Source organism: Planifilum fimeticola (genome assembly GCF_003001905.1).
GTDB lineage: Bacteria > Bacillota > Bacilli > Thermoactinomycetales > DSM-44946 > Planifilum > Planifilum fimeticola.
The window spans coordinates 86331-100139 of sequence record NZ_PVNE01000005.1; the positions used below are offsets into that span (position 1 = coordinate 86331).

A 13809-nucleotide genomic window follows, 5' to 3' on the forward strand; every position below is an offset into this window, starting at 1 on the left:
CGAACCCGCGCCGGAAACTGTCCCTCGTCACGCTTTCCGGAGAGGCAAGAGCGAGAAAAACCCGCTCCAACAGCGGGTTTTTCTCATCCGGAATCTGCGCCGTCCATCGATGGGCTTTTCCGATCAATCCGACTCGACAAGAGTTCCCCGCACCAACACGTCCACCGGACTCCCCAGCCACACCGACGGGGAGGCGGGGCTCCACCGGAGCCGGAGGCATCCCCTTTTTTCCGTTTCCGCCTGCCCCTGCTCCACCCGCACCCGCCCGGACAAACCCAACGGCCGAAACCGGTGGTAACCGATCAATCCGAGAGCCGCCCCTCCGGTCGCCGCATCTTCGCCTCCCCCCAGGGAAGTGGTGAAGACCCGCAAAGCGATGAGCCCCCCATCCACCACGGCAAAAAAGCAAAGCCCTTTTAAACCTTGCTCCCGGCAAATCTTCAAGACGGTTTCCGGCGATAAGGTCAACCGATACAGAGCGTCCGGGGAAGGAAGGGGGATGTACAGCCGCGGCCGGGCTCCGCCGGTGACGGCTGGTTCCCCGGCCAGAAGCCCCTCCCCCAGTCCCAGCCGGGAGAGGACGGATCGGTCCTCCAGCGGACGGGCCGCCTCCACCTCCTGACGGATCCAATAAAGACCTTCGTCCCGGTGCACCACCGCCGCACCGACCGCCGTTTCAAAGGAGCAACCCCCCGGCCCCGCCATTTCCTGCAGCGTCGCCGCCCCGGCCAGGAGGGTCTGGGTGCAGAAAGACAGCTCCTCGAAGGGGGAAAACGTCCGGTGAATCCAATTTCCCGATTCGCCCCTCCAGACGAAACAGGTGTCCGGAAATCCCAGCCGACGGGCGATATACCGGCAGTCCCCGGGACTGGGCGGCTCGGGACAAACCACCACCCCCGTCAAATTCCCCTGCATCGATTCCCGGTGAAACACCCGGGCCAGAAAAACCTTTTTCATTTCCGATTCCTCCGCCATCTCCATCTCCGATTTCCTTTCGGTATCCGGATGAGGATTGGATGGGAAACTTCCGGAGCCGGAAACATCCGGTCACGGAAATTCTTTGGCCATTCGCACCTTTTGTTTGATGTTGTATTATAACAATAATATAATATAAACATAAATTATATAACAGGCCCTGCCGGACAAAAAAAGAAAAACCCGCCCGAAGGCGGGAGATCTTGGGTGCTCTCGATCAGCGATAGCTCTGCAGCAGGGCCTGTGCGTCTTCCTCCTTCAGTCGGAGATCCACCTTGGCCGTAGCCACCTCGCTCGCCCCGATCATCTCCTCGTGGAAGACGGGGCGTTCCTGTTTATACAGGACCCCGGTGACCACTCCTTTCGTTTCATGCAGGAGGCGAAGGGCTCCTTCCCGATCGGTCGGATCGTAATCCTCCCGTTCGTCCAGATTGACCAGCGTTTCCTTGAACCAGTCATAGGTGTTCACCTTGTTGAAGGTGACGCACGGGCTGAAGCAGTTGACCAAGGCGAAACCGCGATGGCGGATCGCTTCTTCGAAAAGGCGCGTCATCTGCTTTACATCTCCGGAAAAGGCCTGAGCCACAAAGCTGGCGCCGTTGACAATGGCGGTTTCCACCGCCTTGACCGGCTCCTCCGCGGAACCCTGCGGCGAAGTCTTCGACTTGAACCCTCGTTCGCTGGTCGGGGAAAGCTGTCCGGTGGTCAGACCGTAGATGTGGTTGTCCATCACGATGTAGGTCAGGTCGATGTTGCGCCGCACCGCGTGGACGAAGTGCCCCATCCCGATCCCGTATCCGTCGCCGTCTCCCCCGGCGGCGATCACCGTGAGGTCCTGGTTGGCCAGTTTCACCCCCGTCGCCGTTGGCAATGCCCGCCCGTGGAGGCTGTGGAAACCGTAGGAACCGAAGTGTTGGGAGATTTTCCCCGAACATCCGATCCCCGAAACCAGAACCACTTCCTCCGGAGCCAACCCCAGGTCGGCACAAGCCTTTTGCAGGGAAGACAACACCGCGTAGTCGCCGCACCCGGGACACCAGGTGGGTCGATTGTTCGTTCGGAAATCCTTGATGGTCGCCATCACGCCGTCACCCCTTCCTCCTGATGAACATGCCCGAGGATCTCCTTCACCGTGAAGGGATCTCCGCTGAACTTCAGGCAGCTGACGATTTTGTCGTGGAACCCGACCCGGGCGCGGATCCGTTCGGCGAGCTGGCCGGTGGCGTTGTTCTCCACCACCAGAATGCGCTCCGCTCCCTCAAGAACTCGTTTCACCGAAGCATCCGGGAAGGGATTCAACACCCGGAGCTGCAGGTGTCCCGTCCGGATTCCCTTGCTGCGCAGGACTTCGACGGCCTCTCGAATCTGGGCGGCGGTGGATCCGAAACCGACCAGCGTCCATTCGGTGGTTTCCGGGCCGTCGTAGCTGTATCCGATGGCATCCGCGTCAAATCCCTTCAACTTGCGCAAGCGCTTACTCATCTGCTCCACCCGGGTCCGGGGATCCTCGATCTCCTCGATGGCACCGTCATCGTGCTCGTTGCTCAAAGCGACGAAGCGGCCGTTTTTCTGACCCGGAATCGAGCGTTTGGAAATTCCCGACTCGGTCACGGTGTAGCGGCGATATGCCCCCGGAGCCAACTGGGCCAGCTCTTCATCGGAAATCAACTCGCCGCGATCGATGCGGACCGACGAGAAATCAATCGCTTTCACGGGCACCGATTGCTTGGACATGCCCAGGAACATGTCGGTGGCCACGATCACGGGACATTGATACTTCTCCGCCAGGTTAAAGGCTTCGGCGGTGTATCGGAAGCACTCCTCCACGGTGGTGGGGGTCAGTACGATCCGAGGAATCTCCCCGTGGGAACCGTGCAACAATTCATTCAGGTCGGACTGCTCCGTCTTGGTCGGCAAACCGGTTCCCGGACCGCCCCGCATCACATCCACCACGACCAGCGGAGTCTCGGTGATGCCGGACAGGCCGATCGCCTCCTGCATGAGGGAAATGCCCGGGCCGGAAGTGGAAGTCATCGCCCGCACGCCCGCATAGTTGGCGCCGATCGCCATGATGCAGGCAGCGATCTCATCCTCCGCCTGGATCACTTTCCCGCCGAACCGGGGGAAGTGAGCCAGCGCCGCATACATGATCTCCGTCGCCGGCGTGATCGGATAAGCGGCGAGAAAACGGCATCCGGCAGCCAACGCCCCCAACGCGACGGCCTCGTTTCCGGAGAGGTAAAGGTGTCCTCCCCCGTCTTCCTCGGGTTCCGGATCCGGCAGCTCCTTCAGCTGGCCGAAATGGGCGAGGGCATAGTCGTATCCCTTCTGCACGGCCTCCTTGTTCTTTGCAACCACCTGCTCCCCTTTTTTGCCGAAACGATCCTCAATCAATGAATCGAAGGCATCCGGCGAAAGACCGACCAAACCGGCGGACACGCCGCAAGCGATCATGTTTTTCATGATCGGGCTGCCCACTTCCTTGGCCATCTCCGTCACCGGAACCGGGCAGAGGCGGATGTTCTTTCCCTCCGGGGCCTTGAGCGACCGAATCCGGCTCGAGTCGTAAATGAGAGCCGCCCCCTCATTCAGCTCCCAGCCGTTTTCGTCCACTGTCCGCTGATCGAAAGCGATCAGAATATCCAACCCGTCTCCGTGATATCCCGTCTTCCGGGGAGTGACGCGAACCTTGTAATTGGTGTGTCCTCCCTTGATCAGGGACATGAAGTGACGGTAGGCAAAGACGTAATGTCCCCGCCGGTTCAGCGCCATGGCGAAAATCTCGCCGGTGCTGTCAATCCCCTCCCCTTGGGCACCGCCCACTTTCCAGGTCAATTCTGTCATGGTCTGTTTCACCTTCCTCCGACTTTGATATATAACAGACCTCCGCGTTTTTCGGCGGACAGCGGTTTCAGCCGCTCCCTGTCAAGCTAAGCTTATCGAAATAAACCATGTTTTTCAACAGGTCGAAGGGGGAACCGGCCTCATTTTTTGCCGAGATCCGAGAAAACTGTCCCAATCAATGCCGACGAGGTGTTACATCATGTTTCTTTCCCCGAAATTCCCTTGCAAAAACATTCGGAAATCCGATCGGGTTTTGACCCGCCCTCCCCGTCCGCTTTAAAGGCGGATTTTTCCGGCATCCCAGGGGCCGATTATGCCTTTTGATCTCTCCGGGCATCTGATATACTTATTGTCGTTAATTCTGGAAAGGCAGGCGGAAACACCCTTGAACAATCGGCAACAACTCACGCCACTGTTTACGCGGCTGAAAGAACATGCAGCAAGAAACCCCCTTCAATTCCACATTCCCGGACACAAAAAGGGACAGGGGATGGACCCGGAGTTTCGCGATTTCATGGGAGAGCGCGCCCTGTCCATCGATTTGATCAACATCGCACCGCTGGATGATTTGCACCATCCCCACGGTCCCATTCAGGAGGCGCAAAAGCTCGCGGCCGAAGCCTTCGGGGCGGATCACACCTTTTTTTCCGTCCAGGGCACCAGCGGAGCGATCATGACGATGGTCCTTTCCGTCTGTTCGCCCGGCGACAAGATCATCGTTCCGCGTAACGTGCACAAATCGGTATTGACCGCCATCATCTTGGCCGGGGGGCATCCCGTGTTCGTTCATCCGGTGATGGACGAGCAGCTGGGCATCGCCCACGGCGTCACCGTCCAGGACGTGGAACGAACCCTGCGGACGCACCCGGATGCCAAAGCGGTTCTTCTCATCAATCCCACCTACTACGGGATTGCCGGAAATTTGGCGGAAATCGTCGAGACGGTTCATCGATGGAACATCCCCGTTTTGGTGGATGAAGCCCACGGGGTCCACACCCACTTTCACGAACGGCTGCCCCTGTCCGCCATGCAGGCCGGAGCGGATATGGCGGCCACCAGCATGCACAAGCTGGGCGGATCCCTCACGCAAAGTTCCATCCTCAACATCCGGTCTCAGCGGGTCAACCCGCGGCGGGTACAGTCGATCATCAGCATGCTGACCACCACATCCACGTCGTATCTTCTCCTGGCATCCCTCGATGCCGCCCGGCGGCATCTGGCCACGCGCGGGAAGGAAATGCTGGACCGAACCCTCTCTCTCGCCGCCCTGGCCCGGGAGCGAATCAATGCCATCCCCGGCCTCAATTGCGTCGGCAGGGAAATCCTGGGGAGCGACGCCGTTTACGACCTGGATGAAACCAAATTGACCATCCACCTGAAAGGACTGGGAATTAACGGATACGATGCGGAAAAGTGGCTCAGGAGCCGCTGGAACATCGAGGTGGAATTGAGCGATCTCTACAACATCCTCTGCATTATCACCCCGGGGGACACCCCGGAGACGATCGACACCCTGGTCCGGGCGCTTGCGGAACTTTCCAGAGAATACTACACAGCAGGCCGAAGGAACCGGATCAGCATCCGCTTGCCGGATATCCCTGAACTGGTCCTTTCTCCGCGGGACGCCTTCTACGCGAAAACCACCACGGTTCCCTTCGATGAATCCGCCGGAAGAATCATCGCCGAATTCATCATGATTTACCCTCCCGGCATACCGGTTCTCCTTCCGGGAGAGCGAATCACCCGCACCAACATCAACTACATCCGGGAACACATGCGGGTGGGACTCCCTGTCCAGGGACCGGAAGACCCGGAAATCCGGATGATCCGCGTCATCGACGAATAGGACAAAGAATAGCACAAAATAAAAAACCCCCTCTGGGGTTCAACCCGCGTCTTTTCCGGACACGGGTTTTTTTGTATGGGGATGGCCGATTTCCTTACATGAAAAGGTTTGTCAACGCTCTTCCATCGAATTCTCTTCCTTGCACCCCGGGCACTTTCCGTACAGAACTCCGGCCTTTTCCGTCTCCAGGTAATCGATGATCTCATCACAGCTTTGGCAGACGATCACTTCCATCGTACTTTCGTCTCCTCTCCCGGAAGCTTGACTGAAAGCGCTTTAATTGGTATGACACTTATAGTATAATAAGTTATACCATAATCGTCAACAGGGGTCGATTAAGATCATATCCCCCATAAAAAAACAAAAAAAGGGTGAATCGATTCACCCGGTCGCCGGCACGGTCTCCTTCCGGATTCCGCGCCTTTCCGATTCGGCGGGAAAATCGATTCACCCGGCTTCATCCCGGCATCTCACATCTCCGATTCGGACTCCATCGTCAGCGCCGGGAGATTGGTGCGGAGGAAAACGGACAACTCCTCCGCTTCCTCGCGGGACCGCAAATTGTACACCCGCTGGAGATATTCCAGGTTTTCCGCGTCCTCCAGGGAAAGGAGCGACGACCGCCCGGTCTGCATGCAGACCACCAGGGGCTTTCCGAAAAACATCTTGGTATAGATGATCCCGAAATCGTAACGTCCGTGCTCGGAAACAAAACCCACGAAACGGACCTTCACCTTTTCGGACTCATCGTACAGGCGCTCGTAGTGGCTCATCAGCAATCCCCCTTCGCGCTGAAGTTTCTTCTCGTCAAATCACCCTCACTTTCCTGTATGTGATATCGGCTCATCCAAGAAATCAGCGTCTCATTTCTTTACCCCATTTTTCATACGCCCAAACGTTCAATCATCCCTCGAAGAATTGCATTCCTTCACCTTCGCTTCCAGCAGGGAGGCGATTTCTCGGAACAAAGCGAGATCTTCCTCGTCGATGCCGTCCTCCGGCTCCCCGATGACGACCAGTTCTCCGATCAGATGATGCCCTTTGTAGAAGGGCACCAGCACTTCCGTCCACCGGCCGACCCGCTCCCGAACCAGTTTGCCCCGGGCAGCCGTCAAGCTGTGCAATCCCTGTCCAAACCGGATCACGGGGGGGTGTGAACTGTAACCGGCATAATGAAAACGCACAAATTCATATCCCCGGGTGAGGTAGATGCCGACGTAACGATAGGTGGAAACGTGCTCATACAGGGTCTCAATCACATACCTGTATAAGGCCTCGATATCCCCTTCCAACTTGTCCGCCATGACGCCGATCTTCGAGCGGATTTCATCCATGAGGTCCGCCTTGCGCATCGGATCCATCCCCCATCGACTCCTCCGGATGTTTTCTCAGTGTATCACATGCCGAACAACCGAACAACATATTTTCATAATATTTATATGATTGGAATCGACTCGTCAACGAAACCTCTCTTACATTCCATACCCGCCCCGATTGTAATGGAATCCATCCAAGTGTTAAGATGAAAAGGGGCAGCCGGCCCAAAGCAAAAAGGGACTTTTTCTACAAATCAGAGGTGGAAAACATGGACAACCGCGCATGGATACGGTTGGTGGAAAATTCGACGCAGACGGAGGTTTCCCTGAAAGACGTCAAGGAACAGTTGGACCGGTACGTCGACATGGCTTCCCGCACCGGGCGCCAGCTGGGCTGGACTTATGAGGAGGCCGCCTTTCCCTATACGGTGGAGGAACGGACGGAAAACGAAAACAGCTGGCTGGTCCTCAAGGGAAAAGATCCCAAGATGTACCGCGGCTTGCTCATCGGAGTGAAGCAGGAACCCGCCGAAAAGGGAGGCCGCCATACCATTCAAATCCTCATTCCTCCGGGCGCCACCCACGGAGATAAGTCGAAGGCCAATGAATTTTGCCGCTATCTCGCCAAGGCGTTCCAGGGGGAACTCCGCCTGTTTAACGGTCGGATTATGTATTTTTACCCCCGAAAATGATCCGGGAAACCCTTCAGCCGCTTCCCCGGCGACGGGCGACCTCAGCCCGTCGCTTCTTTTTTTTCGATTATTCGGTTAAATCAGCCCATGCCTCCCCTCCCTTGTAAAAATATTCCTCTTCTCATCCGCGCCAAAAGCGGATATCCTATATTAGGAACGTTTGTTCGGAGGTGTGGCGAGGTATGGAGCGGAGGCGGACCGTTCTGTTGGCGGATATGAACGCCTTTTACGCCAGTGTGGAGCAAGCCCTCAACCCTTCCTTGCGAAACCGTCCGATCATCGTGTGCGGCGATCCCTCGCGGAGGCACGGCATCGTGCTGGCCGCTTCCTACGAGGCAAAGGAATACGGAGTGGAAACCGGAATGCCCGTGTTCGAAGCGAAAAGGCTTTGTCCCCCGGCCGAGCTGGTTCCTCCCCGCATGGCCACCTATCTCCGCGTGTCATCGCAGATCGTGGACATTTTACACCAGTTCTCCCCGCTCGTGGAGCCGTTTTCCGTCGATGAGGCCTTTGTGGAACTCACCGGGTGCGAAAAGCTGTTCGGGGACGGAATCCAGGCGGCCCGCCGCATCAAGGAACGAATCCTGCGGGAGACGGGGATCCGTTGTTCCGTCGGTGTGGGCCCCAACAAATTGTTGGCCAAAATGGCCGCTGAAATGAAAAAACCGGACGGGCTCACCGTCCTGACGGAACGAGACGTTCCAAAACGGTTGTGGCCCCTTCCGGTCATCCGGTTGTTCGGAGTCGGTCCGAGGATCTCCCGACACCTGCAGCGAATGGGCATCCGCACCATCGGAGATCTGGCTCAAGCGGATCCTGCGATGCTTGAACGGCGATTCGGCATCATCGGCCGGGTTCTTCACTGCTCGGCACGGGGCGTCGATTCCAGCCCGGTCGATCCCTGCAGCCTGGATAAAAACCGGTCCATCGGACATCAATTCACCCTTCCGAGGGATTACACGAAGGTGAGCGACCTTCGGACCGTCCTGCGCGAACTGGCGGAGGAAGTGGCCGCCCGGGCCCGCAAGGCCGGCTATACGGGCCGGACGGTCTCCCTCACCCTCCGAAGCTTCGATTTTGGTTCCGTCCACCGCTCCCTCACCCTTTCCGAACCCACGAACATCGGCCGAAAAGTGTTTGAAGCGGCCGAGGTTCTGCTCCGGCGTCACTGGGATCACCGGCCCGTTCGCCTGATCGGAATCACCCTGAGCAACCTGTCCTCCGACCGGGTGATGCAGCTGGACCTGTTCGGGAAACGGGAAAGGGAGCAACGGTTGGCGGAGGCCATCGACGCCATCCGCAACCGGTTCGGAACGACCAGCATCTTCTGGGCCCGCTCCCTCACCGGAGCCAGCGTGTTCGTCGACCGGGCCGGCAAAATCGGCGGGCACCGCATCTGACCTACCGGTCCAGGATGCTCTGGAGAATGTGGCGACGCTCGGCGGGGGTGAAGTCATCCCAAAGCCACTCGCCGTAGATGAACAGGTCCAGGTGAAGGTGCATCCCCGCGTTGCTGCGCTTGGCCCCGTCGCTGGTGCCCGAGTTTCCCACATAACCGACGACTTCTCCCTTTTTCACCTTTTTCCCAACGGTGATGTCGCCGTGAATGCGGCTTAAGTGGCAATACCGGGAGAGGACCCCCTTTTCGTGCTGGATCCATACGGACCGTCCGCGCATCTTGTCGAGGATGTATTGCGGCGTCTGCCCCCCGTTTTGAGAGCCGATCTGAAGATAGCGGTTCCGCTCCGCCTCCGACATCTCCTGATAGTCGTGGTCGGCGCGGACAACCACCCCATCCGCCACCGCAATCACCGGAGTCCGGGAATCGATGGATATCCTGCTGGTCCAGCTGAAATAATCCAGCCCCTCATGAACTCCGTTCCGGTAGGGACGCGGGGCGCCGGGAAGGTGGGAATCCTTCGTGCTTACCCGAGCCCCCCGAATCGGCGTGTCCAGAAAGGAGAGGTAATCGATCAGCCCCCGAGCGTCACCCTTGGGGACTTCAAGTCGCTTGGGTTCCGCCATGACCGGGACCGAAGCGTTTTGTTCGATCAGTGCATATTCATCGCGAATCTCCACCTGCCTGCCCAATCCCTCTTCCACCACGACGGAGGGGATCCGTATTTCTCCTTTACGGATGATGGGATACGCCTCGACGGGTAAATAAACGCCGTTTCGGCTCAAAACCGGCGTTTCCCTCAACATGGTCAGGTGGACCTTTCCTTGGCGGATCGTGAGAAGCCCTTCCTTGGCGTCATAATCGTAATCGATCCGCAACTTTTCCTTCAGGTCGGACAGCCGGAAGGTGATGACTCCGTCTTCCTTCCGGAAGGGAACCTCCACTTTCGCCGACAACTTCTCCGCCTTTTTGGAGGGCGCCGGACGGGGAGGGGAAGCCGTCTGCTCCTGCGGCTTCTCCGGTGTGCGAAGCCAGGGCAGGTGCTGATTCAAAAGGTTAAACGGAACAAACATCCACAGAAAAACGCTGAGGATCGCCACCGCAACGAGTAAAGTAGGTCTTCCCATGGGTATCTCCTTACCCGAGTTTTATCCATCTCATTTTAACACAGTCGGGATGTACCGACCAGAAACCCCCATCCAAAAACAGGCGTGAAAGACCGGATAACGAAAAAAGCAAAAGCACCTCGCAAGCGAGGTGCTTTTTTGTGGTGGGCAGTATAGGAATCGAACCTATGGCCTCTTCCGTGTCAAGGAAGCGCTCTCCCTCTGAGCTAACTGCCCAAAACGGTGGATCATGGTGGGCCCAACAGGACTCGAACCTGTGACCAATCGGTTATGAGCCGACCGCTCTACCAACTGAGCTATAGGCCCACATCCTGGCGGAGCTGACGGGATTCGAACCCGCGATCTCCTGCGTGACAGGCAGGCATGTTAGGCCTCTACACCACAGCTCCATGGAATCGGGCTGAACGCCCGTTTTCCTCGTTTCATTTGGTTGCGGGGGCAGGACTTGAACCTGCGACCTTCGGGTTATGAGCCCGACGAGCTACCGACTGCTCCACCCCGCGTCGATGGCTTCAAGTGAGGACAGCTATAAATATACAACATGTCGCCGAACAATGCAAGGGGTATTTTTAATTTTTTTTGCTTCCTTTTTCATCCTTTCGCCAGATGTAACGAACCCCGTAACGTCCGCCCTTTGAACGAAACACCTCCACTTCCGCCGGGCTGTCATACCCGTAAACCCACCAGTCCTCCATCATCCGCGCGGCCAGACATCGGGCTTGAAAGCGGGAATCGTACAGTTTGGCCCAGTAAATCCAGCAGCTCATGATCTCCACTCCTTCGGGATGAACGGAATCCGTTTTCTCCACGAAATAGTGTATCTACCCGATGCCGGTTTCATGCCGCCCGGGCCCAAGCACTTTTATGAAACGAATGCACTCCCGCAGTCCCTCATTTTCCCGCGCGGGGGGTCATCCCGCACTGATATCCTTCAATTTCTCCGCGTCCGACTGCTCCTGTTCGTCCCTCAACCGGTGGGCCAACCGGCTGGATGCCGAAGCGGCGATGCTAGCCACCAGGTCATCCAAAAACGTATGGACCTTCCCGTTCTTCTTGTTGTCCAACCGGCCGATGACTCCGATCTTCTGTTTGTCCAGATGGCCGAAAGTCGTGACGGCAATGCTGCCGTAGCCGAAAACCGATCCCAACGCCAGGGTCTCATCGCAGCCGAACAACCCTTCGTCCCCTTCGACGAGCGATTGGAGGGGTTCGGACAATCGCTTTTTTTCCGCCAATTGATCCAATTCAATACCGACGAGAATGGCGTGCTGGATCTCCCTTTTCTCCAAGACCGCCAGCACGCTCTCGACGCAGTGATCCAAGGTCAAATAATCACAGTAGGGCGCCTGCATCCGGTAGACGATCTCCGCAATCTCTTCGATCGTCACCCCCCGTTCGCGCAGCCGTTTCAATGCGGCCTCTTTCACTTCCCGGCTGTGAACCCGTCTTCTTTCCATCCGATTCACTCCTTTTCCACTGCCATGTGAATTTTTGGGAAGGATCCCCTTCATGATACCACAATTCGGATCGGAAATGTCCGGAGGCATCTGCTCTTTATCCCTCCAACTGGTCGGGGTATAATAAGAATGATTGCCTTTTTTCTGTCGGCGACCCGCTCTCAAGGACGGAAGACAGCTGAAGGGGGTGTGCCGCCGCTTTAGTAATTGTCATGCGGAGCTTTGGCGGTACACCCCCTCCGCACCCCGACGGTGTTTTTTCAGCTTATCTTATCATGAAGTCATGAAGGAGGAATTTTATGAAATACGGAGTCGCCATTTTTCCGCAAAAAAAGGTGCAGGATGTGGCCAACTCGTTCCGGAAACGTTACGATCCCCGCTACACGCTGATCCAGCCGCACATCACCCTGAAGGAAGCCTTTGAGCTTGAGGATGAACAATTGCCCCAAGTCGTGAAACACCTGGAACGGGTCGCCGAAGAAACCGCACCTTTTACCATCCATTTTCACAAGGTCGGCACTTTCCATCCCATCAACAACGTCATTTATCTGGCTTTGACCGACGGCGAACCGGTGACCAGGCTTCATGAAAAAATCAACTCGGACCCCATCTACCACGAACGCCGGTTCGATTACACCCCGCACCTGACCATCGGGCAGGATCTGTCCAACGATGAGCTGCACGACGTCTACGGCAGCCTTCGCATGAAAAAATTCGACCTGACGAGCATCGTCGACCGGTTTCACCTGCTGTATCAGCTGGAAAACGAGTCCTGGACCGTCTATCAAAGCTTCCTGCTCAGGGGAAGAAACTGATCACAACTCCCTAAAAAGGGAAACAGGCACCGGGAGGGACGGGCTACATGGAGATCCGCATCATCAAGGCCGAAAAGGAAGAGGAAAAGAACGCCGCCCTCGCCCTGCGTCGGGACGTCTTCGTAAAAGAACAGCAAGTCCCGGAATCGCTGGAGCAAGATGAGTGGGATGCCACCGCTTCCCATTTTCTAGTTTATGTTTCGGATACCGTTGTGGGAACCGCCCGATTCCGTCTCATCGCGCCAAAGGTAGGCAAGGTGGAAAGGGTGGCCGTCCTCTCCCGATACCGGGGGCGGGGAATCGGACGCGTGCTGATGGAACGGATCGAACGTTACGCCGCCCAATCGGGAGTTTCGGAAATCATCCTGCACTCCCAGGACCACGCGGTCCCCTTTTACGAAAAATTGGGGTACCGGGTTCAGGGTGCTCCCTTTATGGACGCCGGTATCCCCCACCTGAAAATGTCCAAGCGTTTGCCGGTGGAATCATTTTCACCGTTTCAGGACGAATAGGGCTTCCAAGCCATTCCATTCAATGGTGCGGCTTCCGAGGGGGCCGTGATAGGGGATGCCGTGGCGTTCCCCGTGGAAATCGGAACCCCCTGTCATGATCAGTCGGTGCTTTACGGCCAACGCTTCATAACGGCGTTCCGCATCCGGGTCATGATCCGGATGATAAACCTCCAGTCCCGCGAGGCCGTTTTGAATCAGCGTCTCAACCAATTCATCGTCCTCATAAATTCCCGGATGGGCCAAAACGGGAACCCCTCCCGCCTCGGAGATCCAACCGATTGCCTCGACGGGGGAAATGCGGCGCGGTGTGCAGTAGGCCGCTCCGCCTTTCCCCAGGAAGCGATGAAAGGCATCATCGATCGATGATGCGAAGCCCTTGTCGACCAGCACCTCCGCGATATGAGGTCTGCCCACGTTCGCCTCCGGCGATTGTCCCCGCTTCTTGGCCATCACTTCCTCCATCGTGATCGGGATCCCCAGCTCCCTCAACTTTTCCACGATCATTTCATTCCGCTTTCGGCGGACTTCCCGAAGCGAGCGAAGCTTCTCCACGAACTCCTGATCGATTTTTCCCTTCGGAAAATAACCGAGCACGTGGATCTCCTTTCCCTCCGCGAGGGAACTGATTTCCACGCCGGGGATCACATCGATCCCCCATTTCTCGCCCGCCCTCATCGCTTGCTCCACCCCGGCCACCGTGTCGTGATCCGTCACGGCGACGGCGGCCAACCCGGCTTCCCGGGCCGCGCGCACCAGCTCCTCCGGAGAATATAATCCGTCGGAAGCCGTGGTATGCGTGTGAAGATCCGCTCGGTTCAATGCAATC

The 13809-nt window shown here is 57.2% G+C and carries 15 protein-coding genes and 4 tRNA genes; 5 read left to right on the forward strand and 14 right to left on the reverse strand.

What is annotated here, in order from left to right; genetic code table 11:
* Positions 1-123: 123 nt before the first annotated feature.
* The 3 genes from CLV97_RS04800 to CLV97_RS04810 form a co-directional block, all read right to left on the reverse strand.
* Entirely contained in the window at positions 124-957 is an 834-nt protein-coding gene (locus CLV97_RS04800) for a PhzF family phenazine biosynthesis protein (RefSeq protein WP_170070358.1), read from the reverse strand.
* 235 nt (positions 958-1192) lie between these two features.
* Complete coding sequence (locus CLV97_RS04805) at positions 1193-2056, reverse strand: 2-oxoacid:ferredoxin oxidoreductase subunit beta (protein ID WP_106344457.1); 864 nt, start codon at positions 2054-2056, stop codon at positions 1193-1195.
* Positions 2056-3819, reverse strand: coding sequence for a 2-oxoacid:acceptor oxidoreductase subunit alpha (locus CLV97_RS04810; RefSeq protein ID WP_106344396.1), 1764 nt, complete (start codon positions 3817-3819; stop codon positions 2056-2058). Before CLV97_RS04810 ends, CLV97_RS04805 begins: the two co-directional genes overlap by 1 nt.
* Before the next feature lie 313 nt (positions 3820-4132).
* Here CLV97_RS04810 and CLV97_RS04815 point away from each other — a divergent pair, with 313 nt between their 5' ends.
* Complete coding sequence (locus tag CLV97_RS04815) at positions 4133-5665, forward strand: aminotransferase class I/II-fold pyridoxal phosphate-dependent enzyme (protein WP_106344397.1); 1533 nt, start codon at positions 4133-4135, stop codon at positions 5663-5665.
* Between the two features lie 111 nt (positions 5666-5776).
* Here the strand turns inward: CLV97_RS04815 and CLV97_RS04820 are convergent, their stop codons facing one another.
* From CLV97_RS04820 to CLV97_RS04830, 3 genes are all read right to left on the reverse strand, one after another.
* Positions 5777-5899, reverse strand: a complete 123-nt coding sequence (locus CLV97_RS04820; protein WP_106344398.1) for a GapA-binding peptide SR1P — start codon at positions 5897-5899, stop codon at positions 5777-5779.
* A 236-nt stretch (positions 5900-6135) separates the two neighbouring features.
* Entirely contained in the window at positions 6136-6438 is a 303-nt protein-coding gene (locus CLV97_RS04825) for a DUF3055 domain-containing protein (RefSeq protein WP_106344399.1), read from the reverse strand.
* Positions 6439-6564: 126 nt separating this feature from the next.
* Positions 6565-7026 carry a hypothetical protein gene (locus tag CLV97_RS04830; protein WP_106344400.1) on the reverse strand — a complete coding sequence of 154 codons (462 nt, stop codon included), beginning with the start codon at positions 7024-7026 and terminating at the stop codon, positions 6565-6567.
* Positions 7027-7250: 224 nt separating this feature from the next.
* Here CLV97_RS04830 and CLV97_RS04835 point away from each other — a divergent pair, with 224 nt between their 5' ends.
* Both CLV97_RS04835 and dinB read left to right on the forward strand, forming a co-directional pair.
* Entirely contained in the window at positions 7251-7673 is a 423-nt protein-coding gene (locus tag CLV97_RS04835; protein WP_106344401.1) for a DUF1885 family protein, read from the forward strand.
* 182 nt (positions 7674-7855) lie between these two features.
* On the forward strand, positions 7856-9073 hold the full coding sequence (gene dinB, locus CLV97_RS04840) for a DNA polymerase IV (protein ID WP_106344402.1): 1218 nt from the start codon (positions 7856-7858) through the stop codon (positions 9071-9073).
* A 1-nt stretch (position 9074) separates the two neighbouring features.
* Here dinB and CLV97_RS04845 read toward each other — a convergent pair whose 3' ends face one another.
* From CLV97_RS04845 to CLV97_RS04875, 7 genes are all read right to left on the reverse strand, one after another.
* Positions 9075-10199 carry a peptidoglycan DD-metalloendopeptidase family protein gene (locus tag CLV97_RS04845; RefSeq protein ID WP_106344403.1) on the reverse strand — a complete coding sequence of 375 codons (1125 nt, stop codon included), beginning with the start codon at positions 10197-10199 and terminating at the stop codon, positions 9075-9077.
* 141 nt (positions 10200-10340) lie between these two features.
* Positions 10341-10415, reverse strand: a tRNA-Val gene (locus CLV97_RS04850).
* Positions 10416-10429: 14 nt separating this feature from the next.
* Positions 10430-10505 (reverse strand) — tRNA-Ile (locus CLV97_RS04855).
* A 6-nt stretch (positions 10506-10511) separates the two neighbouring features.
* Positions 10512-10588, reverse strand: a tRNA-Asp gene (locus CLV97_RS04860).
* Positions 10589-10626: 38 nt separating this feature from the next.
* Positions 10627-10702, reverse strand: a tRNA-Met gene (locus tag CLV97_RS04865).
* 66 nt (positions 10703-10768) lie between these two features.
* Positions 10769-10966, reverse strand: coding sequence for a hypothetical protein (locus CLV97_RS04870; protein ID WP_106344458.1), 198 nt, complete (start codon positions 10964-10966; stop codon positions 10769-10771).
* A 144-nt stretch (positions 10967-11110) separates the two neighbouring features.
* Positions 11111-11656 carry a phosphatidylglycerophosphatase A family protein gene (locus CLV97_RS04875; RefSeq protein ID WP_106344459.1) on the reverse strand — a complete coding sequence of 182 codons (546 nt, stop codon included), beginning with the start codon at positions 11654-11656 and terminating at the stop codon, positions 11111-11113.
* 299 nt (positions 11657-11955) lie between these two features.
* Here CLV97_RS04875 and CLV97_RS04880 point away from each other — a divergent pair, with 299 nt between their 5' ends.
* Positions 11956-12471, forward strand: a complete 516-nt coding sequence (locus tag CLV97_RS04880; protein WP_106344404.1) for a YjcG family protein — start codon at positions 11956-11958, stop codon at positions 12469-12471.
* A gap of 47 nt (positions 12472-12518) precedes the next feature.
* Entirely contained in the window at positions 12519-12983 is a 465-nt protein-coding gene (locus CLV97_RS04885) for a GNAT family N-acetyltransferase (protein WP_106344405.1), read from the forward strand.
* On the opposite strand, the gene CLV97_RS04890 is transcribed toward CLV97_RS04885, so the two are convergent.
* Positions 12963-13802: a PHP domain-containing protein gene (locus tag CLV97_RS04890; protein ID WP_106344406.1), complete on the reverse strand. Its 840-nt coding sequence runs from the start codon at positions 13800-13802 to the stop codon at positions 12963-12965. The two genes, CLV97_RS04885 and CLV97_RS04890, sit on opposite strands and share 21 nt — an antisense overlap.
* Positions 13803-13809 lie beyond the last annotated feature (7 nt).

What these genes read in the sequence shown, in the direction of transcription:
- CLV97_RS04800 (WP_170070358.1), bottom strand. Translation starts at nt 957, where the DNA reads ATGAAAAAGGTTTTTCTGGCCCGGGTGTTTCACCGGGAATCGATGCAG.
- CLV97_RS04805 (WP_106344457.1), bottom strand. Translation starts at nt 2,056, where the DNA reads ATGGCGACCATCAAGGATTTCCGAACGAACAATCGACCCACCTGGTGT.
- CLV97_RS04810 (WP_106344396.1), bottom strand. Translation starts at nt 3,819, where the DNA reads ATGACAGAATTGACCTGGAAAGTGGGCGGTGCCCAAGGGGAGGGGATT.
- CLV97_RS04815 (WP_106344397.1), top strand. Translation starts at nt 4,133, where the DNA reads ATGCCTTTTGATCTCTCCGGGCATCTGATATACTTATTGTCGTTAATT.
- CLV97_RS04820 (WP_106344398.1), bottom strand. Translation starts at nt 5,899, where the DNA reads ATGGAAGTGATCGTCTGCCAAAGCTGTGATGAGATCATCGATTACCTG.
- CLV97_RS04825 (WP_106344399.1), bottom strand. Translation starts at nt 6,438, where the DNA reads ATGAGCCACTACGAGCGCCTGTACGATGAGTCCGAAAAGGTGAAGGTC.
- CLV97_RS04830 (WP_106344400.1), bottom strand. Translation starts at nt 7,026, where the DNA reads ATGGATCCGATGCGCAAGGCGGACCTCATGGATGAAATCCGCTCGAAG.
- CLV97_RS04835 (WP_106344401.1), top strand. Translation starts at nt 7,251, where the DNA reads ATGGACAACCGCGCATGGATACGGTTGGTGGAAAATTCGACGCAGACG.
- dinB (WP_106344402.1), top strand. Translation starts at nt 7,856, where the DNA reads ATGGAGCGGAGGCGGACCGTTCTGTTGGCGGATATGAACGCCTTTTAC.
- CLV97_RS04845 (WP_106344403.1), bottom strand. Translation starts at nt 10,199, where the DNA reads ATGGGAAGACCTACTTTACTCGTTGCGGTGGCGATCCTCAGCGTTTTT.
- CLV97_RS04870 (WP_106344458.1), bottom strand. Translation starts at nt 10,966, where the DNA reads ATGAGCTGCTGGATTTACTGGGCCAAACTGTACGATTCCCGCTTTCAA.
- CLV97_RS04875 (WP_106344459.1), bottom strand. Translation starts at nt 11,656, where the DNA reads ATGGAAAGAAGACGGGTTCACAGCCGGGAAGTGAAAGAGGCCGCATTG.
- CLV97_RS04880 (WP_106344404.1), top strand. Translation starts at nt 11,956, where the DNA reads ATGAAATACGGAGTCGCCATTTTTCCGCAAAAAAAGGTGCAGGATGTG.
- CLV97_RS04885 (WP_106344405.1), top strand. Translation starts at nt 12,519, where the DNA reads ATGGAGATCCGCATCATCAAGGCCGAAAAGGAAGAGGAAAAGAACGCC.